Annotated in this window: 24 protein-coding genes, 1 tRNA gene and 1 pseudogene; 8 read left to right on the forward strand and 18 right to left on the reverse strand. The window is 46.9% G+C overall.

What is annotated here, in order from left to right; genetic code table 11:
* Positions 1–650 precede the first annotated feature (650 nt).
* Together QUB35_RS17505 and QUB35_RS17510 are read right to left on the reverse strand one after the other, a co-directional pair.
* Entirely contained in the window at positions 651–2,366 is a 1,716-nt protein-coding gene (locus QUB35_RS17505) for a hypothetical protein (RefSeq protein WP_333143064.1), read from the reverse strand.
* 507 nt (positions 2,367–2,873) lie between these two features.
* Positions 2,874–3,353 (reverse strand): NUDIX domain-containing protein, encoded by a 480-nt coding sequence (locus tag QUB35_RS17510; protein WP_333143065.1) that lies wholly within the window; start codon positions 3,351–3,353, stop codon positions 2,874–2,876.
* A gap of 152 nt (positions 3,354–3,505) precedes the next feature.
* On the opposite strand from QUB35_RS17510, the gene QUB35_RS17515 reads away from it, so the two are divergent.
* From QUB35_RS17515 to QUB35_RS17525, 3 genes are all read left to right on the forward strand, one after another.
* Entirely contained in the window at positions 3,506–4,207 is a 702-nt protein-coding gene (locus QUB35_RS17515) for an alpha/beta fold hydrolase (RefSeq protein WP_333143066.1), read from the forward strand.
* Between the two features lie 330 nt (positions 4,208–4,537).
* Entirely contained in the window at positions 4,538–4,753 is a 216-nt protein-coding gene (locus tag QUB35_RS17520) for a hypothetical protein (RefSeq protein ID WP_333143067.1), read from the forward strand.
* Between the two features lie 35 nt (positions 4,754–4,788).
* A complete protein-coding gene (locus QUB35_RS17525) occupies positions 4,789–5,034 on the forward strand; it encodes a type II toxin-antitoxin system Phd/YefM family antitoxin (RefSeq protein ID WP_333143068.1) in 246 nt (81 codons plus the stop codon).
* Positions 5,035–5,072: 38 nt separating this feature from the next.
* Here the strand turns inward: QUB35_RS17525 and QUB35_RS17530 are convergent, their stop codons facing one another.
* Both QUB35_RS17530 and QUB35_RS17535 read right to left on the reverse strand, forming a co-directional pair.
* Positions 5,073–5,333 (reverse strand): hypothetical protein, encoded by a 261-nt coding sequence (locus QUB35_RS17530; protein ID WP_333143069.1) that lies wholly within the window; start codon positions 5,331–5,333, stop codon positions 5,073–5,075.
* 13 nt (positions 5,334–5,346) lie between these two features.
* Positions 5,347–5,643 carry a flavoredoxin gene (locus tag QUB35_RS17535; RefSeq protein WP_333143070.1) on the reverse strand — a complete coding sequence of 99 codons (297 nt, stop codon included), beginning with the start codon at positions 5,641–5,643 and terminating at the stop codon, positions 5,347–5,349.
* A gap of 306 nt (positions 5,644–5,949) precedes the next feature.
* On the opposite strand from QUB35_RS17535, the pseudogene QUB35_RS17540 reads away from it, so the two are divergent.
* Positions 5,950–6,361: pseudogene (locus QUB35_RS17540) on the forward strand (XisH family protein); the annotation flags it as partial.
* Positions 6,355–6,690, forward strand: coding sequence for a XisI protein (locus tag QUB35_RS17545; RefSeq protein ID WP_333143071.1), 336 nt, complete (start codon positions 6,355–6,357; stop codon positions 6,688–6,690). The pseudogene QUB35_RS17540 and the gene QUB35_RS17545, both read left to right, overlap by 7 nt.
* A gap of 2 nt (positions 6,691–6,692) precedes the next feature.
* On the opposite strand, the gene QUB35_RS17550 is transcribed toward QUB35_RS17545, so the two are convergent.
* The 5 genes from QUB35_RS17550 to QUB35_RS17570 form a co-directional block, all read right to left on the reverse strand.
* Positions 6,693–6,848, reverse strand: coding sequence for a hypothetical protein (locus tag QUB35_RS17550; RefSeq protein WP_333143072.1), 156 nt, complete (start codon positions 6,846–6,848; stop codon positions 6,693–6,695).
* Positions 6,845–7,264, reverse strand: coding sequence for a hypothetical protein (locus QUB35_RS17555; protein WP_333143073.1), 420 nt, complete (start codon positions 7,262–7,264; stop codon positions 6,845–6,847). Before QUB35_RS17555 ends, QUB35_RS17550 begins: the two co-directional genes overlap by 4 nt.
* Positions 7,257–7,517 (reverse strand): hypothetical protein, encoded by a 261-nt coding sequence (locus QUB35_RS17560; RefSeq protein ID WP_333143074.1) that lies wholly within the window; start codon positions 7,515–7,517, stop codon positions 7,257–7,259. Before QUB35_RS17560 ends, QUB35_RS17555 begins: the two co-directional genes overlap by 8 nt.
* Positions 7,518–7,677: 160 nt before the next feature.
* Positions 7,678–7,887, reverse strand: a complete 210-nt coding sequence (locus tag QUB35_RS17565; RefSeq protein WP_333143075.1) for a hypothetical protein — start codon at positions 7,885–7,887, stop codon at positions 7,678–7,680.
* A 57-nt stretch (positions 7,888–7,944) separates the two neighbouring features.
* Positions 7,945–8,481, reverse strand: a complete 537-nt coding sequence (locus QUB35_RS17570) for a hypothetical protein (protein WP_333143076.1) — start codon at positions 8,479–8,481, stop codon at positions 7,945–7,947.
* Positions 8,482–8,797: 316 nt separating this feature from the next.
* On the opposite strand from QUB35_RS17570, the gene QUB35_RS17575 reads away from it, so the two are divergent.
* Positions 8,798–10,162, forward strand: a complete 1,365-nt coding sequence (locus QUB35_RS17575) for an NB-ARC domain-containing protein (RefSeq protein WP_333143077.1) — start codon at positions 8,798–8,800, stop codon at positions 10,160–10,162.
* A gap of 341 nt (positions 10,163–10,503) precedes the next feature.
* Here QUB35_RS17575 and QUB35_RS17580 read toward each other — a convergent pair whose 3' ends face one another.
* From QUB35_RS17580 to QUB35_RS17590, 3 genes are all read right to left on the reverse strand, one after another.
* Positions 10,504–11,457: a nucleotidyl transferase AbiEii/AbiGii toxin family protein gene (locus QUB35_RS17580; RefSeq protein WP_333143078.1), complete on the reverse strand. Its 954-nt coding sequence runs from the start codon at positions 11,455–11,457 to the stop codon at positions 10,504–10,506.
* A gap of 2 nt (positions 11,458–11,459) precedes the next feature.
* Positions 11,460–12,176 carry a DUF6088 family protein gene (locus QUB35_RS17585; protein ID WP_333143079.1) on the reverse strand — a complete coding sequence of 239 codons (717 nt, stop codon included), beginning with the start codon at positions 12,174–12,176 and terminating at the stop codon, positions 11,460–11,462.
* Between the two features lie 468 nt (positions 12,177–12,644).
* Positions 12,645–12,839: a hypothetical protein gene (locus QUB35_RS17590; RefSeq protein WP_333143080.1), complete on the reverse strand. Its 195-nt coding sequence runs from the start codon at positions 12,837–12,839 to the stop codon at positions 12,645–12,647.
* Between QUB35_RS17590 and QUB35_RS17595 the strand changes: the two genes are divergently transcribed.
* Positions 12,838–13,179, forward strand: a complete 342-nt coding sequence (locus tag QUB35_RS17595) for a DUF433 domain-containing protein (RefSeq protein ID WP_333143081.1) — start codon at positions 12,838–12,840, stop codon at positions 13,177–13,179. The genes QUB35_RS17590 and QUB35_RS17595 overlap by 2 nt on opposite strands.
* 45 nt (positions 13,180–13,224) lie before the next feature.
* Here QUB35_RS17595 and QUB35_RS17600 read toward each other — a convergent pair whose 3' ends face one another.
* The 6 genes from QUB35_RS17600 to QUB35_RS17625 form a co-directional block, all read right to left on the reverse strand.
* Positions 13,225–13,863: a type I restriction endonuclease gene (locus QUB35_RS17600; protein WP_333143082.1), complete on the reverse strand. Its 639-nt coding sequence runs from the start codon at positions 13,861–13,863 to the stop codon at positions 13,225–13,227.
* 312 nt (positions 13,864–14,175) lie between these two features.
* Positions 14,176–15,255: a class II fructose-bisphosphate aldolase gene (gene fba, locus QUB35_RS17605; protein WP_006633469.1), complete on the reverse strand. Its 1,080-nt coding sequence runs from the start codon at positions 15,253–15,255 to the stop codon at positions 14,176–14,178.
* 192 nt (positions 15,256–15,447) lie between these two features.
* Positions 15,448–15,519, reverse strand: a tRNA-Lys gene (locus tag QUB35_RS17610).
* A gap of 68 nt (positions 15,520–15,587) precedes the next feature.
* Positions 15,588–16,457 carry an aldose epimerase family protein gene (locus QUB35_RS17615; RefSeq protein ID WP_445252038.1) on the reverse strand — a complete coding sequence of 290 codons (870 nt, stop codon included), beginning with the start codon at positions 16,455–16,457 and terminating at the stop codon, positions 15,588–15,590.
* A 133-nt stretch (positions 16,458–16,590) separates the two neighbouring features.
* A complete protein-coding gene (locus tag QUB35_RS17620; protein WP_333143084.1) occupies positions 16,591–18,669 on the reverse strand; it encodes a CapA family protein in 2,079 nt (692 codons plus the stop codon).
* A gap of 12 nt (positions 18,670–18,681) precedes the next feature.
* Positions 18,682–18,837 (reverse strand): hypothetical protein, encoded by a 156-nt coding sequence (locus tag QUB35_RS17625; protein WP_158307982.1) that lies wholly within the window; start codon positions 18,835–18,837, stop codon positions 18,682–18,684.
* A 1,064-nt stretch (positions 18,838–19,901) separates the two neighbouring features.
* Here QUB35_RS17625 and QUB35_RS17630 point away from each other — a divergent pair.
* Positions 19,902–20,213 (forward strand): DUF6679 family protein, encoded by a 312-nt coding sequence (locus QUB35_RS17630; RefSeq protein ID WP_006633466.1) that lies wholly within the window; start codon positions 19,902–19,904, stop codon positions 20,211–20,213.
* Positions 20,214–20,471 lie beyond the last annotated feature (258 nt).

The following is a 20,471-nucleotide window of genomic DNA, read 5'->3' on the forward strand; positions in this document are numbered from 1 at the left end:
GCAAGTTGAAATTAGTTGGAGAAGCAACAAATATTCAAGCTGACGCACCCTACTAACTACTAACTCACAACAGTGAAGCAAGCATATTGGATATTACTGAGATCTTGCACCATTCTCAATTAGCCGTAGGGGCGGGTTCGCCAACAGCCTTAAAGCTTGCAAATAGGATCTATAAACCCGCCCGACCCCACGAAAAATCCTCTTATTGATATTGCTGCAAGATGTCAGATATTACCCATTCCCATAGCTGGTAAAAGTATAGTCATCTATTAAATGACATGGGAGGCCTTCGGCCCCTCCCCCTTCACTTTTACTTTGAGCGGATTGACCCGCATTGGCCCAGCTACGCAGCTCCCTATCCCATTGCTCAATGCTTTTGGGAGTGCTTTTGCCACGATCGTGTAATACCCATTCACGGAGCGCATTAATTAACAAACCATCTGCGGTTTTGTACAAACCTCTGTGGATGTGTTTGCCAATCGGCTAGCTGGATGAGTGATAGGTGTGGCTCGTAAATTCATGCCGCGTTGAAAGCGGTTGCTTGGGCAGTCCAAATCCTTCTGATCAGTCAGCATATACTACTCCTGACTATCTTTGACGAGAAACTTAATGAAGTTTTACAATACCGATTGCCAATTACCGATGCCCAATTAATTTTCGGTAGTGGCAGGAGATGGGGCAGCTTCCGGCGATGGTGACACTTCCGGGGCCGGAGATGGCGATACTTCCGGGGCCGGAGATGGTGACACTTCGGCGGCAGGAGATGGGGCAGCTTCCGGCGATGGTGACACTTCCGGGGCCGGAGATGGCGACACTTGGGGCTGCGGAGACACTTCGGCGGCTGGAGATGGCGCAGCTTCGGGCTGCGGGGACTCTTGGGCTGGTTGCGGTTGAGGAGAAGGCGACTGTTCCGCGGCTGGTTTCGGTTCAGGCGAGGGCGACGGTTGAGCCGCGGGCTTGGGTGCGGGCGGCGACGGTTGGGCCCCTGGCTGCGGTTTGGTGGAGGGGGCCGGCGGCTTCTCAAACTGCGGTTTCACTTCAGTAGGCGCTGGGGAAGGTGGCTGGCCTGTTGGTCTGCTGGGCGCTGTCGGCGCGGGCGCGGGCTGCGGCTGGCCTGGTGGGTTGGGCCTGGTTGGGGTGAGAGGAATGCCACTACAAAGTTTTTCGTCGTACTTAAACTCGACAGTCAGTTGGTAAAGCTTGTGCGTGCTGGCTGCTTCAAATGTTAGAGAAGGGCTAATAATCGCAATTTTAGCCGCATTATCGAGAATACCGTAACCCGTCGGGACGATCGGCTGTGGCTCGGCCTTGAGCAAGCCTTGAGGGCTGACAACTGCTCCAAAAACTGCTCTTCCTTGGAGTTTTTGCGAGCAAGCTGTTACGGGATAAGGGACAGGCACAGGAGTCGGGCCCGTCGTTTCCAAGTCAGGATAAGCCTTTTGGAATTTATCAAACAAAGCAACATAGGTCTCTCCAGCCGCCAGCAGTGTCTCTCTGTCGGTGGGTAAGTTTGCACCCGGTTGGCCGGACTGTCCTAGCTGTCGCTGTCCCTCTTCAAATTGTTGTCTCCTGATTCTTTCTTCGGGAGTTTCTGCGATGAGATTCCTTTTATTGGGATCTTTTTGAGTCAATTTTGGTACTCCATCGGGTCCCACATTCCTGCCAATTGGGAATTCCGGGGTAAAGACTGGAGCTCCGTCTGGAAATAGTGGAAGTCCGCCTCTACTGGCTATGATCTTTTTGAGCGCCTCTGCTTCATCTTCCGAGCCGCCGCCGGGAAGCTGGGGCGGTTCTGGCAGCGAGGGTGGTTGCGGGATATTGGGATCGAAATTACCAGGTAAGGGCGGGAAAAGAAAACCGCTGGGAGGTACGGGTGGGACGAAAGTGGGTATTGGCTGGGAGGGGGCTCTGACTGTTGGGGATGGAGTTTTGGGAGGTGGTGGGGCTGTTGGGGCCGTGAAGGGCGGGAGAGGGGAAGGAGGCAGAGGCGAAAAGAATCCAGGAGGGGGCATCCCCGGCGGCATGGCGGGCAAGTTGATGGTATCTGGTGCGGGGGGCAAGGGCGGGGCTAACTTTGGCCCTGGCCGAAGGGGAACTGGTGCGATCGAAAATGGCGTAAATCGCGTATTAGACGGTTTCGGTGGTATGGTTTGTGGCAGGCGGCCGGCTTCTGCGGGAGTTAGTTCTACTAAGCCGACAGAACCGGGGATATTTTTTGAGGAATTTCCACCATAAATTATGTTTGAGAGCGTCGGGGCGGTTGCTCCGAGGACTCCGTGAAGGCCCACAGAAGCTAGGGCTGCCCACCAAAAAGGCTGGCGCAGCGGTTCGGAAAGGGTGTTGGCTAGGGAGGAAGAGTCAGTCATTTAAATTTTAGATTTTAGATTTTAGATTTTAGATTGGGGGATTGGGAGATTGAGTGATTGGGGGATTGGTAATTTATATTGTTGTGGTTGTGATTGAGTGTAAATTCGTTTTAATGAGGAGATGTTGGGAATTCAAAGGTATAATTTTAGCACGATCGCCCTCGCAGTTGCCCGATCGACCTTGATGAAAATTCATGGGCCCGAAACTGAACCAAATTTATTAAACACGATCGACAAGTTCGATGGATCGGCGTTTCCAATTCGGTTACGCCATCAAAAAACTGATCGAGTGGCTGTCAGCCCAGCCCGCAGTCCCTCGGTAGCCCCGCCCCAAAATGAGTACAAGCCCCCGACACTAGCGTCAGGGTCGATTCTACAAATTGTAAATTAAAGTTCCTGCTCCCTGATTCACTGCGCTGCAAGTAAATCTAAAATCGTAAGGGCGATCGCACTCACGCCGAAGTCTCAAATCGAAAATCCAAAATCCCAAATCCAAAATCGATGGATTCACCAGCGATAGCGGTAATTTTTAAAAGGAGCTCCCTCGATGGTGAGCAAGTCGATGGGATAAATTGGAGCGCCGCTTGCCATATATTGAAACATTTCCCGAACTTCCTCTCCCCGCAACGACAACTGGTCTAATTCCTTGAGAGAATACCAGCCAGCGCACAAAGTATGCTCATCCGGCTTGCTCTTGGGCGGCGTCTTATCTTCTGGACGAGCAACAAAAATGACTCGGAGGCGCACATTGCCCCTAGGCATCACTGTGTGTTCTACCCGGAGAATTCCCTCAACGATGATGGAAATGCCCGCTTCCTCAAAGGTATTACGCATAGCAGCTTCGAGCAAAGTCTCCCCTTTTTCCACTCGCCCTGCTGGCAGATACCACTGCTGCTCGTACTTGCGCTCTTGTACCAGTAGAAAACGGTCTTCTAAGTGAACGACAACTAGGGTAAAATACCATGTTTGAATCGGCTCGCGAGCCATAGAAGTAGATATTCCCTAAGCAAAAGGTTTAACGAGTGGCAGATGTTAGCAATCCAAAGGATGCTTCGGCAAGTGTCTTTGAACTTGAAAAACAGATCGTAGCACTCCGACCGCAAAATCTAAAATCTAAAATCTAAAATCTAAAATTGACCATGCCATTACCAACCGTGATTTTACCAGGATATTTTGCTGCTGCTTCCGACTATCGGGAATTAGAAAAGTCTCTGGTCGATCGAGGTTTCCCAACAGTAACAGTGCCTCTGGGCAAGGGAGATTGGTTGCCGACTTTTGGCGGGCGGTCGATGGTGCCAATTTTGCGACAGCTCGATCGCACGGTCAAACAAATGTTACAGCAATACGGCGTTCCCCAGATCAATCTCGTCGGTCATTCCGCCGGTGGCTGGATTTCTCGCATCTATTTGGGCGAAAAGCCTTACACGATTCACGGCGACGTGCTTGAGGACGCGGGTTTGTGGGAAGCTCACCCTTATGTGAATACTTTAATCACTTTAGGCACGCCGCACGTTTCTCAAGAGCGCTGGACGCGCAAAAATCTAGATTTTGTCAAAATTCACTATCCGGGGGCTTTTCACCCGCAGGTGCGCTACGTGTGCGCTGCTGGGAAGGCTGTTTTTGGCAAGCGCGGTTTTGGGACTTGGCTGGCTTATAAAAGTTATGAGTTGACTGTGGGGAAGGGCGAAACTTGGGGAGATGGAATTACGCCGGTGGAAGCTGCTGTTTTGGACGGGGCTGAAAATTTGGTGTTGGAGGGGGTTTGGCATTCGCCTCGTTCTCCGGGGAAGTGGTACGGTTCGCCGGAGGTTTTGCCGGCTTGGATTGGGTATTTGTGTTAGAAATGAACCGCGAAGACGCGAAGGACGCGAAGGAAGAAGCAGAAGGTTTAAGGGGCGGATTTAGTTAAAATTTGATATTAAGCTGTTCTACATCTAAATTGCATTTTTTGTGCGGGCGAGACGCCCACCCCACAAGAACTTTATCAAATTTTGACTGTGTAGTTTAAATGCAGAACAGCTTAGGAGCGAGTTTAATGCGACAAAACTCGCTCCCGTGATGCTATGTTTACTTGAATTTTTATGGCTAACTGAATAGATTAAAAAAATATTTTATGTGGCATCATCGGTAAGATTCAGAAGTCACGGCGAACCACACAATCAAATTATACGTTGGCTGGGGTGGAATTGGGCGAAAATGCTACTGTGCGCTTGGACGCAGATAACGAATTTCAGCCTGATGCTTTGTTGAGAATTGATGCGGGAGGTCGATCGCAAATTAGGGATGATGATTATGTGCGATCGCACTCCGTAGAATCATCGCAGTGTTTGGTATTTGGTGTGAGGGGCGATCGCTCTTTTTTCACTCAAGCATCGCTTTCCGTCTAATCCTCGCATTATCATAGTAGAAATAGAATAAGATTGTGAAAGGTGAACAAATGGCACAAATTACCACTACTGAATTACCTCAAACCCTCCAGACTCTACTTATAGAGGTCGAGCGTACCAAAACCCCTTTAACCGTCATCCATGAAGGAAAAGCATTAGCGATTATTTATCCTGCTACCACCCAAGCTCCACGCCCCACCTTTGGTGCAATGAAAGGAAGCGGTGAAATATTAGGAGATTTAATTGCTCCTGTCGCTGAACTGTGGGAAGTTTTGGAATGAAACTTTTACTTGATACCCGCATTTAGCTAGCGATCGCACTAGACTTTTGCTTGAACAAGCATATCCTCTACCTGCCTAATTTGCTTCCAATCAATTACTGCAACCCAAAGACTTTCCTCTTCTGAATATTGCACTACGCCATCGACTTCTAACTCTTCGTCATACAATGCTAGCAATTGACCATCTTCCAACTTAATATTTTGGCGACTCAAATCTTCAATCGTACCAACGCAATTTAGGCGAAGGCGACCTTGTTCATCCGCATTATGAAAATCTACAAAGATTCTGGGATATTTCATATTTTTAGTTTACTTAGGATGATTGTTGTGATGGATTAGGAATCGTGGGTGTCAGCAGCAGACTTACTTGTTCTGGTGTTAAACCAGTTAATGTTGCATGATTTGGGCTCCGGCCAGAAGTACGGATGACATCTCCATCGGACGATCGAACCTCACCCACTGTGGTCACACCAACTTGTCCATGAGGGATTGTCTCTGCTAACTCTGCTACAGATAATCCTACTGCACATTCTACAGAAATTCCCGTGATACCGCTGGGGTGAGTTGCCGTGCTGCGTTTAATATCTTCGCTTGCGATTACGACCGCCACGAACTACTAAGGCCTCGTTTGGAATTCTTTCCACAAGTGTAGGCTGTTTGATTTAAGTACGCGCTATACTTTAGCAGAAATCTTTGTCCATCGGGCGATCGATCTTTTGTTTAACTCAAGCATCGCACTCTGTACAATCATCGCACTGTTTAGTATTTGCTGTGAAGGGATCTCGCACTCTCTTGGACAAGCCTTACGAGAGCGATCTCGCACGCGAGGTTTGATTTGGTGAGTCAACAACCTGAATTGCACTCACACATCTCAATTAATGCCAGTATAATTGTAATTGTTTGTCATCAGGGCTTTATGTCAGCAAAGGATAAATTTCATGATGTTGTGAAGATTGCGTTGCAAAAGGACGGTTGGCACATTACAGATGACCCACTTTCCATCAGTGTGGGTGGAGTTGATATGTTAATCGATCTGGGGGCGGAACGTCTGCTGGCAGCCGAACGGCAGGGCGAGAAAATTGCTGTATAAATCAAGAGCTTTTTGAATACTTCAGCGATAACAGATTTTCATTTAGCTGTTGGACAATTTATCAACTACCGTACAGCACTCAAGTTTAAAGACCCCCAACCTCAGCTATTTTTGGCAATTCCTTTGACGGCGTATAACGATTTCTTCAAGCGTGAATTTACAACCGCTGTTGTGGAAGATTACCCAGTTAAAATTATTGGTTTATGACGTAGAAGAAGAGGTGATAGTTTTATGGAAAAAAGAGAAAAGTATCGGGATTGTATCAAACAAGTTCTCACGAAATATGCTGCATACAAGCCTTCTTATGGAGAAGTGGATGTGCAAGTTGTTTTTGACACAGAACACAATCATTATCAAGTTGTTCGAGTGGGTTGGGATAACAAACAGCGAGTTTACGGTTGTCCTATACATCTCGATATTAAGGATGGCAAAATCTGGATTCAGCAGAATGGAACAGAAATCGATTTAGGGCAAGAGCTGGTTAATATAGGTGTGCCGAAGTCGGACATTGTGGTTGGGTTTCATCCACCTTATATGCGTCAGTTCACAGAATTTGCAGTGAGTTAAAACTAACGTTGATGCTTTTGGTTGCAGACATCGATCGCACTTGATGCGTGATGGGCCGATCGCTCATCAGAAAAAACAAAGGGCGATCGCCCTTTCATTTTAGGCGATCGCTCATCAGAAACAAGAAAGGGCGATCGCATATTGGTTAAACAATTCATTTTTCTCTTGGGTAAAGCTCAAAAGCTAACTCGTGACGAAAAAAACAGACATTAAACTCCGAGAAAAAGTTGAGGTGTCCAAGGATTACAGGTGCATCTGTCGAACGAGTCCAAGCGAATGCCAGCAAGAGCGACGAAAACTGAGCAACTGTAGCCGAAAGCACCAATCCCCGCGCCTCACTGTGAGCCAAATTCCCACTCAATTGAATAGGAACGGTTTGCTGTTCCCATGTTGCCCCTAGTTGTAGACCAATCTGATAAGGCAAAACGTTGACACTTGCACCCGTATCCAACAATGCCATCACTTCTACGGAGTTGCTGCCGTTGGAGAGAGTGATTGGCAAATATGGCATGATACTCGATCGCCCAAGGCTATCAATTCGCTCTATAAATGGAAATCGCTGACTATTAAGCATGAGCTGATTCTTGGGCGGCAAGTAGAAGTTCTGATAATGCTTGAACTGATTCTCGATCGGCCTGTGGAGACCATACAACTGCACTCGTTGATGCTAGTTGATTCAAAAGTATATTTTCTGAATTAGTATCTTCAGCCAATTCTAGGCTGCATCCTTGTTCCTTGGCAACTGCAAGTAGGAGAAAGTGAATGAGTCGCAGTTTATCTTGATGAGATAATTGATCGACGCTGGGTAAAAGCTCGCTGAGAGGCATATCGTTTGTTTAAGATTACATACATTTATTTTAGCCTTTAAACTCGTGTTTTAATGGCGATCGGCCTTTCTTTTGCTCGGACGATTCCCTACTGGATAGCTACGCTTCACGCCGGGAGTGCAACCATAGCCCTTTGAAATGGTGAAAATGGCTCAGATTGTCAGTGGAAAAAGAGGTTGGGTAACACGAGTGTCAACGGCATAGGCAAGATGGGCGATCGCTCTTTCATTTTAGGCGATCGGTCATCAGAAAAAACAAAGGGCGATCGCTCTTTATGATTGGTGATGCGATCGCTATCTTTACAAGCATCCCATGAGAATGGTGGAAATGATAAAATTGTGATTGTAAAAAAAGGTTGGGTTGAATTCATGAAACCCAACCTACTAGCACATCCAGCCTAATTTACTGGCTAAAATAATCCCAAAAACTAGCGGTAAAATTTCTGACCATCCGAATAAAAAACAATATCGTTACGGATATTATTGGGATAAAGGTAGGGCATTTTCAGATCAGACAGACCATCATTATTATTATCGATGGACTCAATCGGCCCAACAACAGAATTTGGGTTCAAGTTACCTTTACCGCTTCTCCACCAGATGCTAGAGTTAAAGTTCTTCCCGTCCGAGGTCAATACCCATATTCCAACATCAAAGTTTCCATAGTCATACAGACAAGCAATATCGGACTTTTTATCACCATTGAATTCACCAACAGTACAACTAACTATTTTTGAGAAGTTCGTATCTCCCCGACGTGTTGCATACCATTGTTGCCAGGTTTTACCATCATTAACTTCTACTGCTACAGCAAGAGAGCCTACCTCTCGAATCCGAGCTTCCTGAGTTTGTGTGCCATCAAACTTTCCTCGTAATCCAGATATTTGTGAATATGCTGCTTCAATCGAACTAAAAACTGTAACTACGACACCGATAGAAATTAAAAGTCTCATGAGTATTTTCATAATGGCCTCCCAGCTAAAAATGTACAAAAATGGTCAATCTTCTAGCTAACTATTTATTAGACCGCAACAGCGGCATAACACGCTACTACAGGGTATAAAACGGCAAGCATTCTAACCATAAACTTAGGTTTAAATAATTTTCCCATTATTTATTAATAAATCCGGGCTTTTTTTAGTCAAAAAAGTCCTATTTTGCCGATAACTTTCTCCTACTTTCACTCTCTTTCAATCTAGTTGTGTACTAAAATATCTAAAAATATACTAAAATATCTAAAAATGTGATATAATACCCAAAAAATCCCGTCCTCTTGACCCGATGAATCTGAAAGAAATGTTACACCTCGCCGATCGCATAGTCTTTGAGAAAACGGGTCAACACCTTGACGATTTACAAGAGGCGGTACTAAAAGCAACTTTACAACACGATACATACAAGCACTTAGCCAAAGACTTTGACTGTTCTGAAAGTCGTGTTAGGAATGCGGCTTCGGAATTATGGCAATTACTTTCAGAAGAGTTGGGAGAAGATGTCAATAAAAAGAATTTTCGATCGGCAATTCACAGGTTTCAAGTCTCTAATGTTTCAAACTTTGCAAAAGATGTTGTAGGAATTGGTATCTTTAACCTGTGTGGAGAACCTAGACACCCGCCAGATATATCAAACTCACATAATGACGCAACATCTAACCCAAAACAAACCAAAACTCTACATCAAGATTTAAGCGAAATGCCAGAATTAGGCGATTTCTTCGATCGCACTCCCGAACTCCACACCCTCACCACCTGGATTCTACAACAACGCTGTCGCCTCATCACCCTCACCGGCATCAGCGGTATCGGCAAAACCACCCTAGCAGTACAACTCGTACAACAAATTAAAGACGAGTTTGAGTACGCAGTTTGGTACACTCTAGAGGAATTCCCCACCCTAGAAAAATTTCAATCTAACCTAACACAGCTTTTTTCCAATTCCGAAAAACAAGATTTATCCCCCACAAATCAGAAACGCTTACCGCTGATTAAGTATTTACAAAACCATCGCTGTTTAATAGTCTTAGATGACGTTCACAACCTTTTCTGTAGCGGCGAATTGGCTGGAAAATATAAACCAGAATCCGAAGACTATCGCTCCTTATTCAAACAAATAGAAAAATTATCCCATCCAAGCTGCTTGATGTTAATCGGTTGGGAACAACCGAGAGAAGTGACTCAAGTTAAAAGCCAAAATACTTCTATTCGCACTTTACAAGTCAAAGGTTTACACATCGCCGCCGCACGGGAAATACTCAGAGATTATGGGTTAGAAGAAAGCGACAACAGTGAAACTTTTATTCATCGCTACCAAGGCAACCCCCTATGGTTAAAAAGCGTGGCGAATCTGATTCAAGACTTGGGAGGAGGCGTGAGAGAGTTATTACCAAATGATACCATATTGTTGCCAGAAGATTTGAAAGATGTTTTACAGCAGCAGTTCGATCGCCTATCGGAACTAGAAAAACAAGTAATCTCCTTGTTAGCCAAAGAAAGCCAGCCAATCAACCGGGCAAAATTGCTAGAAAATGACATAATTCCGGCTTCAGATTTGCTAAATGCGCTGCAATCTCTATCGCGGCGCTGCTTGATTGAACAACAAGCAAATTTTTACACTCTGCCGCCAGTAATCAGGGAATATATCAAATGATTATAACCCAATACGCTTGGGTTAAAACTATTTATTCCGGGCGATATCCCCCTAAATCCCCCTGATTGTTGGGGGACGCAAGAGTAATTTCTTGTCCCACCCTTCGTAGGGGCGGTGCCCCCGTGCCCGCCCTAGGCTAGGGGGGATCGAGCTTAACTGAACCGTATTGGGTTATAACTGACATCTTGCAGCAATATCAATAAGAGGATTTTTCGTGGGGTCGGGCGGGTTTATAGAACCTATTTGCAAGCTTTAAGGCTGTTGGCGAACCCGCCCCTACGGCTAATTGAGAATGGTGCAATATCTCAGTTATAACCAACGATATGCTTCAGGCTCAACAGTCAAAGCCGATCGCGAAATTCTTCAAAACAAGCTTCAATTTCCCCCCATGATGGATAATTTCCATAGCAGAGTCTACCGCACTGCTGTTCGTATTCTCTAGCAATAGTTTGACGCAGTTCTCCTGTTGGGAAGAGAGCCGAACTGTTGGAAAAATTCATCGCTGACGGCGGCTGATAATCTGGGAAGTGTTCGCGGCTAATGCGATCGCAATCCTCTTTAATCTGGCTGTATTCATCAGTTTGGAACATTTGGCGCACTTCGGAATTTTGAGCTAAACAAAACAGGTCGTAGTAATGTCTGGCGTAGATTCCAATTGATTGCCCATCCTGCTGAATCTTCACTACTTTAGAGTGAATTGCAAACAGTTTCTCAACAAAGGTACGCCGAAAGTCCAGCAATAGCATAGAGAAAGGCAATTCATCTTCAGTATCAAGACTCTGCCCAATTTCACGCAGAAATTCAGCCACATAGGAAGACAGTTGTACAGTCTGCGTAGGATAAGTGCCGCTGCGAGTTCCCATTTCTAAGAATACACGATTGGCGATCGCCTGATTGCCCGAAAATTGCTGAGTGTAGCTGAAATAGCTATTGCGAAAAACCCCCCGCTTCCGCTTGGACGAATCAGGTTCTAGCGTCAAAGCAGGATGCTCTCCCACAGCACTTTCGATTGCTGCTAATTCTTTGTCAATTCTGTTTGCACCAAGGGGAGGAACGAATGCCTGTTTGTTCAAAAACAGATCGATATCCTCCGAGAATCGTTCTATCACTTTCCACCCCTTCGAGAGGCTGGTTCCGCCTTTAAAAATGACTTGAGTACGCCACTGATTCGCCACAATTCGCAGCGCCGAGGTGACATAGTAATCTTTCTCGATGAATTGTTCGGTGAGTCCAAAGCGATCGAAATGTTCCCTAGCTGCGATGACAGCATCGCGGAAATCAGGATGTTCAAACATTTTCACTCGGCTTGCCACTCCTTGGCATAACTCAGATTGCTGAATTTACCAAAATCAAACCGAGAGACTGGATTTAGGCTTTTTCGGAGTTTTTCTAGCTCTTTAACACTCTTTCTGAGTTCCTGTCCGATCGCACCCAGCATAGCTCGTACTCGCGGCGGTTCCGCATCTGCAACTGCAAGCAAACGTTCAAAGCGAGATCCTTCTCGAAAATAGTCTAGCAACCTTTGCTTAGTCTCCGTCAGAGACAACTCGCTCAACTTACCCCTAGACCTTAAAAAATCAAGCATTGCTGCATCAGTCGCTTCTAAGCGATTCCAAGTTTCAGGTCTGCGAGTGTGGATTCGGGCGCGAGAACCAATTATAGTGCGGGGGACACTGTTCGCTGAGGTAGCAAATTCACCTTGAATTGCGTTTTGAGTGGTAAACCCTAATAAATTAGCCGCACTCAGTCCAGCCGGATGCAAGTTTTGTTTTGTCAGCAGTTTTTGGATATCGCTTGGAGAGGGACGACTGCGACCAAATCGAGTCGGGCGCGATCGATAGTATAGTCCTTTGCTGACTCGCTCCAAAATTCCGTTTTCCGCCATTCGGGAAAGTGCTTTGCTGACCGCAGTTGACGGCAGGTTAGAAAAGTCAGAGTGCCGCCAATAGCCTTCTGGCCGTTCCTCAATCTGTCTGCGAATTAACTCTGCTGTGTTGACTTGACTCCTTTTCATCAGAATTATGGGTTTGAAACCCCGTCCTTCGTAGGACGGCTTTACATTGAAGTGAATCCCCTTGAGGGGCCGGGGAGGTATGGTTGCCTCCCCGCCGGGATATGGTTGTCCCGTTCTCCTTTCGGAGTAAAGTTAGCTTGTCGGTCAATGTTTAGTGAGCTTGTTAGGCCCAAAGCACTGTAAAGCGTGACCTTAGAACTGTTTAACTCTCAGCGACAGAGCAGGGGACTAGCTACGCATCAAGCGGGTGTCGTGACTCAAAAAACGTAGTCCGCGAAGGACTTAGGCTGGTCAGAATGGCTTGTTAGATTTCTCCTTCAAGCCTCATGCCTTTAGGCTGAGGTTCCTGACCCCTTGAATCCCAGGTCAGGGTCTTAATCCCATTATTCTCACCACTTTCTAAATTGTCAAGTTTTTGTGGCAAAAAACTTGACAAATAACCTGGATTATCTGCTGCGTTATAGTACCCTAGAACATTTCAAAGCTTGAGTTGTGCAAGCAAGCGTATGGGGAGGGCGATCGCCCGTGCAGTGTAATGGATACAACCATTGCTTGCATTCCCCGCGCTTCACCCAAATTACTAGAAGTGGCAATGGGCGATCGGGTAAATGGGGCGATCGGTTCGATAGAATGATCGGTAGTCGCAATTCCATTGTTTGCCATGACGCTGAAAGAATTAGAGCCTCAACTGCGGGCACTCTCTGACGACGAAAAAGCTCAAGTCGTTCAACTCCTATCCCAAGGCAAAATCACTCCTTGGCGCGGTATTGAAAAAAGGGCTGATGTTTGTGGCGGGAGTGCCTGCATTGCTGGAACTCGCATCACCGTTTGGGGACTTGTAGAAGCTCGTCGCATTGGCTATAGCGAAGCTGATTTACTCACAAGCTATCTATCGCTATCTGCGACTGATATTGCTAACGCTTGGGCATACGCCGAAGCTTTCTCCGATGAAATTGAAACAGAAATTCGGGAAAACGATGAAGTGATGGACGAGGATTTGTAGCAGATGGCACGTCTCTATGCCGATGAGCAATACCTTCACCTTAACTTAGACGGTAGTGATGCCTTGCCCTAAATGCTTCAAGACTTGAAAAGCAGATCGCAATTCACTTCGCACAGTATAAATCGAAAATGCCCGCGATAACCCGTATTCGGGTGTAGGTTGATCCCTGAGTTTCACAAACAACACATCATCGCCATTCGTCAACATACCAAATCTCGGTTTATCCAAATCAGGATTTGCCATCATGTATGCTAATGCTTGGGGTAATGCCGATCTCGTCGCAATCGTAGTCTTCTTACACTCCAAAACCATTACCCAAAGCTGATTCTGTAAAATCAAGATATCAATTCGTCCGCGCAGGGTTTCTTCCCCATCATCGATCGCAATTTCAATCGCAGCTTCAGCCTTCATCCTGAAAGGTGGATCGTAGAATCCCGCCAGTTCTAACAAAGGTGATGCCACCAACAATGTCACTGCCCCTTCTAACAATTCTCCATCGGCTCTATGATATAGCAATCTACGTCGTAGCGTATCCAAAGCAGTCTGTTCAGAATCGCTGAGACTTGGCAATTGGGTTTGCCACTCTGTAAAAAAAGCCTCATCCTCAGTTCGGCTCAAATTCAACCTTGATTCAGCCTCCTCTTGGCTTTTAATAGCTTCTGTAACTGCAATAACCTTTGCCATTCGTTCACCTTTGATTCAAACGGTTGAATTTCCAAGGAAAATTAGCTTCATTGTAAGCAAAAATAGGGAAACTGCTATAGCGATCGCAGTTTTCAATATCATATGAATTCCGGTTGAATTGGAATGATTAAACCGCAGAGGACACAGAGAACACAGAGTCAGAGAACAGAGAGATGAATAATTCCTATGCTACCGGATTTGATATCACTTCTATTGATTTGTGTCCAAAAACAAAAACCGGGCAACTTCAAAGCTACCCGGCAATCCTAACTTTAGACCTCAGACAAATCTAAAATCTAAAACCTAAAATTCTTAAACAGCCACAGTCTTCTTAGCAGAAGAGCTCAATTCGCCCTTAGCATACTTAGCTGCAAAATCATCCAAAGACACTTGCTTAATCTTTGTACCGTGACCGGCGCAACCGAAAGAGTTGTAACGATCGCTACAAACCTTCTGCATATACTTGATCGACGGCTTCAAGAAGTGGCGGGGGTCAAACTCATCGGGCTTCGCAAACAAAGCTTCGCGTACTGCAGCGGTAATCGCCAAACGGTTGTCAGTATCGATATTGATCTTGCGAACACCGCACTTAATGCCCTTTTGGATTTCTTCCACAGGTACGCCGTAGGTTTCGCGGATTTTGCCGCCGTTGCTGTTGATGATTTCCAACAATTCTTGGGGCACAGAAGAAGAACCGTGCATTACCAAGTGAGTATTCGGCAAGCGGCGGTGAATTTCTTCAATGCGGCTGATTGCCAAAATTTCGCCAGTCGGCTTGCGAGTGAACTTGTAAGCGCCGTGAGAAGTGCCGATCGCGACTGCTAGAGCATCAACGCCGGTTTGCTCAACGAAATCCACAGCTTGTTCAGGATCTGTCAGCAACTGATCGTGAGAAAGCGCACCTTCAAAGCCGTGGCCGTCTTCTGCTTCGCCCATCCCTGTTTCCAGAGAACCCAAGCAACCCAGTTCGCCTTCAACGCTAACGCCGATCGAATGAGCAACATTCACCACATCGCGAGTAACTTGAACATTGTACTCGTAGCTAGCGGGAGTCTTAGCATCTGCTTCCAGAGAACCGTCCATCATCACGCTGGTGAAACCTTGGCGCATGGCAGAATAGCAAGTGCCGGGGGCATTGCCGTGGTCTTGGTGCATGGAAATGGGAATGTGAGGATAGGTTTCAACTGCTGCCAAAATCAAGTGGCGCAGGAAATTTTCGCCAGCGTAGGAGCGAGCGCCGCGAGAAGCTTGCAGAATCACAGGGCTGTTGGTTTCGTCAGCAGCGCGCATGATCGCTTGGATTTGCTCCATGTTGTTGACGTTGTAAGCCGGTAGGCCGTAACCATTTTCAGCCGCGTGGTCGAGCAGCAATCGCATAGGTACAAGCGCCATAGATATTCCTCCTAATTATTTGTGATTTTTGGGCAGTGAATTTTGGACAAGCTCAATTCTTACGATAATCTTAAGACAATTTGCCACCGATCGCGCACTATCTTTCCAGATTTACTAAAAAGTTCAACAAACAAAATTTTGAGTTCCAAGCATTCCACTCAAAACTCAAACTTTTTAACTCACAAATTTTTATGGGTCGCCCGGGATTTGAACCCGAGACCAATCGGTTAAAAGCCGAATGCTCTACCGCTGAGCTAGCGACCCGCGAAAACATTGTTACCGCACACAATTTCTAATAGTAGCACCCCTCATTTGAAATAGCAAGTGTTTTGTTAAATAAAATTTGCAGTCATGCGAACCAGCATCTCGCAAGTCGCTCCCGGCTGCAAATAAATCAAGTGTTCGCCAGTGTTGAGGGCATTTCGAGGAGCAGTCCAAGGTTCCAAACAGTAAAAATCCTTGCCCTTCACCATCCAGAAAACCAACTTCCCATAGCTGGAGTTGTAACTGAGGGTGAGCCGCAAGCCGCTCGCCGCGTCAGTGACAGTAGCAGCAAGACCAGTGAGCTCGTCAAAGGAAACATCAATTTCATCCAGCGTCTCGTCAAAAACCCCTGTGAAATAACCCTTTTGGTGGGTGTTGTGATCTCTGTACTGCATCCCCGGAATCTCAAAGCGGAGCTTAGATTTGTCCGTCGCCAAAAAGTAGGGATGCAAACCACTAGAAAACGGCATGGGTTCGTCAGACAGATTGGTATAGCGCTGAAAAATTTCCAAAGAATTGCCTTTAATCTGATATGTGAAGGCTAGTTGGAAATCAAAGGGATAAACAGCCAGCGTCTTGTCGCTGCTGTCGAGAATCAGCGTCAGAGCCGCGCAACCCTCCGTAACTTGTTCGCCTATTGTCCAAGGCAAGTCACGAGCAAAGCCGTGCTGTTTGAGCTTACGATCCACTCCCTTGTGGGTGTAAGTATTCTCGGGGAGATTGCTGCAGATGGGAAACAGGATGGGAATCCCGCCACGTACAGTTAGATCGGGATTGGCGAACCGTTCCGCGTCCAAATAGAAGATTTCTTTGCCTTCAACCAGCCAGCTAGTGGCAATACCGCCCCGTTCCGGCACAACTTCTAGAGTAGAGTTAGCGGTTTCGTCGGAGAGGATATAGGTTTTGTACTGCTTTTGCTTGAGCGCGATCGCAAACACATTTGTCATTGGTAGTAGGTCATTGATCATTGGTTGTCAGTAAGTCGATCGTTAATAATTGGTCGCTAGTATGTTGATGTTCACCCATTACCGCCCCTATCCTCCCCGGCATCCTCGCTCCGGCCGCCACCGGCTAACCAATGCTCCTAGCTATAGGGGGCAGGGCGATCCGCTGCTTGGAGCGGTTGCTGCTGGTAGCTGGAACGATCGCTGAGGTCGGCTGCCCTTTGAGTGCGACTTCAAAAGATACTGGCCGACTGGGGGGAAGATAGCTTTGGGGACTCGGCACTGCTCCTTGACTGGGAGATGGGGGCGAAATAAACGGCTCTTTGATGAATGGCTCTTTTGTAAACGGATCTGGTTCCCGGCTGGGATTTTGAGGTTGAGTGGGGTAGATGCGCGGCGGCAAATTTTGATTCGGAGGTGGGTTTGATTCAATTGCAGGCCCCGTCCCGTTCGGGAAAAATGAGGAGTTGTCCGGCTGTTGGGGCGCAGCCGGCAAAGCCGGCAAAATCAAAGTAGGTTTGGGTTGTCCGGGGCCTTGCTGATTGCGTTCACCGGAGGCTCCCCCGGAACCTCGCCCGGGCTGGTATGTACCGCTCTTGGCTGCTCCTGGCAAGGGAGAATTTGGAGTTTTTGATGCCGATCCTGGCTGGACTAGGGAATCGAGAACTACAGAAGATGGCATCGGTCGATCGAAAATACTAGAAATTTGCTCGACGCGTTTGAGGATGCGATCTGCTGCTGCTCCCTTCACCACCTTCGGCTGAAACTTTTTCACCTCCACAGGCAGAAACTCTACCTTCATATTCCTGTCTTTGAGCGATACTTTCAGGACTGCGGTATCGTAATCCCTGCGAGCATTCGGGCCGAATATAAAATTACCCAGCGAGTAAACTATCGGGCGGCCCTTATAAATTTCTGCACCTTGCAGTACCTGGGGATGGTGTCCCACTACCAAATCAGCTCCTTGGTCGATCGTGAACCGAGCCAAATCAATCTGCCAGTCCCCCGGATAATCTGCCAATTCGACTCCCCAGTGGTAATTAACAATAATCCAGTCTACCTGACCCCTAAGAGCTCGAATATCCTCGGCCACGCGATTGTTGCGGCGGGGATTAGTGCCCGCTTTCCCTTGGTCGGCGACGTTAAGCTCGGCATCGTAATAACCGAGGTAGGCAATCCGCTGACCCTTAACTTCAATAATATCTGGACGCCTCGCTTCTTTAATATCTCTGCCGGCTCCCAGGTGTTGAATCCCACTATTATCTAGAGTATTCATAGTCTCCACCAGCCCCGGTTCCTCGTAATCCATAGCGCGGCTATTTGCCAGATTGACAATATCCACTCCTCCGGCTGTTAATACTTTCACCGATTCTGGATCGGCTTTAAAATTTAATTGTTTTTTGCCAGAGCCCAATGTAGAGCGAGTCAGGGAGTTTTCTAGGTTAACCATCGCCACATCTGCTTGCCGGTACTCGTCCATATTGGCGAAAGCCCATTGGTGATCGTTGGCAGCAGATGCTCCGAGCGCATCCGATAGATTCACATTTCCTCCGAACATCAGCGTTACTGTTGGGTCGTAAGGATTAGCAACTTGCTTTTGCTGTACTACTGGTACTACTTCTAAGGCTGCTTGCACCGTATCCGCACGTTTTGGAGGCGGCCCCGAAATTACAGCAGCTTGCTGGTAGCCGGATACGGGAGATACTGACTGCAGGGTCAGAGCTTCGTGGTAGCTGACCCAACACCCTAAAATAAATGAGGCAAGTGCCGATCCCACTAGCAGCAGAGAACGATACGTTTTAAATTTAACCCAATCGACGACCGGTAGGGAACGGTAACGCCGCCGCTGGCGGTTTGCCGGAGTCACAATTCGCACTGACTGTTTCCAGAGAATGTCTGCATCCCCAGCCAAGCGCGCGTGAATTCGCACTCCTTCTACTGCTGGCGAGTTGAGTCTCCAGAGTTGGTGGCAAATAAATTTGACTAAGCCTTCCCGGAGAGTGCTCCCCAGTAATGTAGTATCTGGCGCAAATTCGCGCTGGAATTCTACGATGATTTGGACGCAGCCGGCCTGAGCCTGTTCGACGCGGGCATAAATCCCTTCGGGGCGCAGCAAGCTGTCAATCCAGTAATTCAGGGCTTGAAAGTTGCCCGATCGCGCTAGTTCCAAGATAGACGGCTGCGACCAATTTTCTGCGTACACCATCAATTAGCCTCCTTAATACGCACGAGCGATGACTCCAATTTGTTTTGAACGGAACCGCAATTCTTTTAGCTTAACCGCCACAGGTTCCGCTGCCCGTTTTGAAGCTAGTTGTTGGCCGCCACCATTTTCTACATTTAGGGGCTGCCTGCTGTCAGTGATTTTTATCACACTCCAGTCAATCGATTTTAGATTTTAGATTTTAGATTTTAGATTGAGTTCAGAGGGGGTACTGGGGGGTACAAATAACCTCCCAACAAGAGGTTTCTGGGGGAATTGAGACATAAGAGAGCGAGATATCTGAGGCAGAGTCTGTTTTTATTGTCGCTGTTTGAGTGTCGCTTTAGAGCTTTCGCTTTGAGATTTGAGATTTGAGATTGAGCCTTGACGGCGTTAGGGGGCGATCGAACAATCGATTTTAGATTTTAGATTTTAGATTTTAGATTGAGTTGACACAGGGTACTCGGAACCAGAACAAAAGTCGAAACACTCTTGTTTCTGGGGGAGTTGAGGTAGAAAAGAGCGAGATTTCTGAGGCAGAGCCTGTTTTTATTGTCGCTGTTTGAGTGTCGCTTTAGAGCTTTCGCTTTGAGATTTGAGATTTGAGATTGAGCCTTGACGGCGTTAGGGGGCGATCGAACAATCGATTTTAGATTTTAGATTTGAGATCTGAGATTGAGGAAAGAGGGGTTACTGGGGGCTAGAAATCACCTCCAAACACTCTTGTTTCTGGGGGAGTTGAGGCCAAAGAGAGCGAGAAATCTGAGGCAGAGTCTGTTTTTATTGTCGCTGTTTGAGTGTCGCTTTAGAGCTTTCGTTTCGAGATTTGAGATTTGAGATAGAGCCTTGACGGGGTTAGCGGGCGATCGAACAAACGTCGAAACCATAGGTTTCTGGGGGAATTGAGGCATAAGAGAGCGAGATTTTTGAGGCAGAGTCTGTTGTTATTGTCGCTGTTAATCGCGTGCCGTCGTCAAGTCCTAATGCTCCGATCTATGCTGGCAAATGCCTCTCACGAGGGATGCCACTGACTGGAAAACCTGTAATTGGATAAATGGCGTACTCGATAGATTTGGTGGTAAAATCAAATTTGGTAACTCCCATCGGTACAAAAGTTGCGGAAAACGTGAAACTGGCCAGTCCATACGGCTGTGCCTTCCGATGTAAAACCCAAAGTACGTTACGGTAAACAGACCATATTTTAAGCAAGTTACACTGCGCAGGAGAACTGACAAATGCTACAGCGCAAAATCTATCAACTCTGTTGTGATGGTCGTGAGGTTTCTATTTTTCTTCGAGATCAGCAACGTTGGATAGAGCGCGCTCGTATCCTAGATATTGAAGGGGATCTAGTCACGCTGCGCTACGAAACCGACGAAGAAGACGAAATCAGCTCCTGGGAAGAAATGGTGCGTCTCGAAAGTATTGGAGCTGTGTCTCAGAAGTTGGCTTCGGTATCCCGAACTAACTGCGAACCCCTAGTTTCTGACGATTGTCCCGAAGCCGAACAAATTCGCAATCACTACCCCGACTCGAATTTGGAATAGTTTTGAGCTCGCGCTTGAGGCACAAGGAAAACTTGGGGGAAAAGAAAACGGCTTTTCTCCCTTTTTTGTGGAGAAATTCTGCAAAAAACCCAGTTTAGGCCAAAAATATTCTGGGTTGTGACCCCATAAGCTATTTTCCCTTTAAATTTAAGCTTGATGGCGGGATCTCCGGCCCAACCCATACTCCCCACAACAGCGTAAGGAATGAGAATTAAATAACTTCCACTCTTGAAAGTGGGATGGGCGTCCCGCCCGTCC

The sequence above is a fragment of the Microcoleus sp. B13-B6 genome, assembly GCF_036705405.1.
Taxonomy (GTDB): domain Bacteria; phylum Cyanobacteriota; class Cyanobacteriia; order Cyanobacteriales; family Microcoleaceae; genus Microcoleus.

What these genes read in the sequence shown, in the direction of transcription:
- QUB35_RS17505 (WP_333143064.1), bottom strand. Translation starts at nt 2,366, where the DNA reads ATGACTGACTCTTCCTCCCTAGCCAACACCCTTTCCGAACCGCTGCGC.
- QUB35_RS17510 (WP_333143065.1), bottom strand. Translation starts at nt 3,353, where the DNA reads ATGGCTCGCGAGCCGATTCAAACATGGTATTTTACCCTAGTTGTCGTT.
- QUB35_RS17515 (WP_333143066.1), top strand. Translation starts at nt 3,506, where the DNA reads ATGCCATTACCAACCGTGATTTTACCAGGATATTTTGCTGCTGCTTCC.
- QUB35_RS17530 (WP_333143069.1), bottom strand. Translation starts at nt 5,333, where the DNA reads ATGAAATATCCCAGAATCTTTGTAGATTTTCATAATGCGGATGAACAA.
- QUB35_RS17545 (WP_333143071.1), top strand. Translation starts at nt 6,355, where the DNA reads ATGGAAAAAAGAGAAAAGTATCGGGATTGTATCAAACAAGTTCTCACG.
- QUB35_RS17550 (WP_333143072.1), bottom strand. Translation starts at nt 6,848, where the DNA reads ATGAATTGTTTAACCAATATGCGATCGCCCTTTCTTGTTTCTGATGAG.
- QUB35_RS17555 (WP_333143073.1), bottom strand. Translation starts at nt 7,264, where the DNA reads ATGCTTAATAGTCAGCGATTTCCATTTATAGAGCGAATTGATAGCCTT.
- QUB35_RS17560 (WP_333143074.1), bottom strand. Translation starts at nt 7,517, where the DNA reads ATGCCTCTCAGCGAGCTTTTACCCAGCGTCGATCAATTATCTCATCAA.
- QUB35_RS17565 (WP_333143075.1), bottom strand. Translation starts at nt 7,887, where the DNA reads ATGAATTCAACCCAACCTTTTTTTACAATCACAATTTTATCATTTCCA.
- QUB35_RS17570 (WP_333143076.1), bottom strand. Translation starts at nt 8,481, where the DNA reads ATGAAAATACTCATGAGACTTTTAATTTCTATCGGTGTCGTAGTTACA.
- QUB35_RS17575 (WP_333143077.1), top strand. Translation starts at nt 8,798, where the DNA reads ATGAATCTGAAAGAAATGTTACACCTCGCCGATCGCATAGTCTTTGAG.
- QUB35_RS17580 (WP_333143078.1), bottom strand. Translation starts at nt 11,457, where the DNA reads ATGTTTGAACATCCTGATTTCCGCGATGCTGTCATCGCAGCTAGGGAA.
- QUB35_RS17585 (WP_333143079.1), bottom strand. Translation starts at nt 12,176, where the DNA reads ATGAAAAGGAGTCAAGTCAACACAGCAGAGTTAATTCGCAGACAGATT.
- QUB35_RS17595 (WP_333143081.1), top strand. Translation starts at nt 12,838, where the DNA reads ATGACGCTGAAAGAATTAGAGCCTCAACTGCGGGCACTCTCTGACGAC.
- QUB35_RS17590 (WP_333143080.1), bottom strand. Translation starts at nt 12,839, where the DNA reads ATGGCAAACAATGGAATTGCGACTACCGATCATTCTATCGAACCGATC.
- QUB35_RS17600 (WP_333143082.1), bottom strand. Translation starts at nt 13,863, where the DNA reads ATGGCAAAGGTTATTGCAGTTACAGAAGCTATTAAAAGCCAAGAGGAG.
- fba (WP_006633469.1), bottom strand. Translation starts at nt 15,255, where the DNA reads ATGGCGCTTGTACCTATGCGATTGCTGCTCGACCACGCGGCTGAAAAT.
- QUB35_RS17620 (WP_333143084.1), bottom strand. Translation starts at nt 18,669, where the DNA reads ATGGTGTACGCAGAAAATTGGTCGCAGCCGTCTATCTTGGAACTAGCG.
- QUB35_RS17630 (WP_006633466.1), top strand. Translation starts at nt 19,902, where the DNA reads ATGCTACAGCGCAAAATCTATCAACTCTGTTGTGATGGTCGTGAGGTT.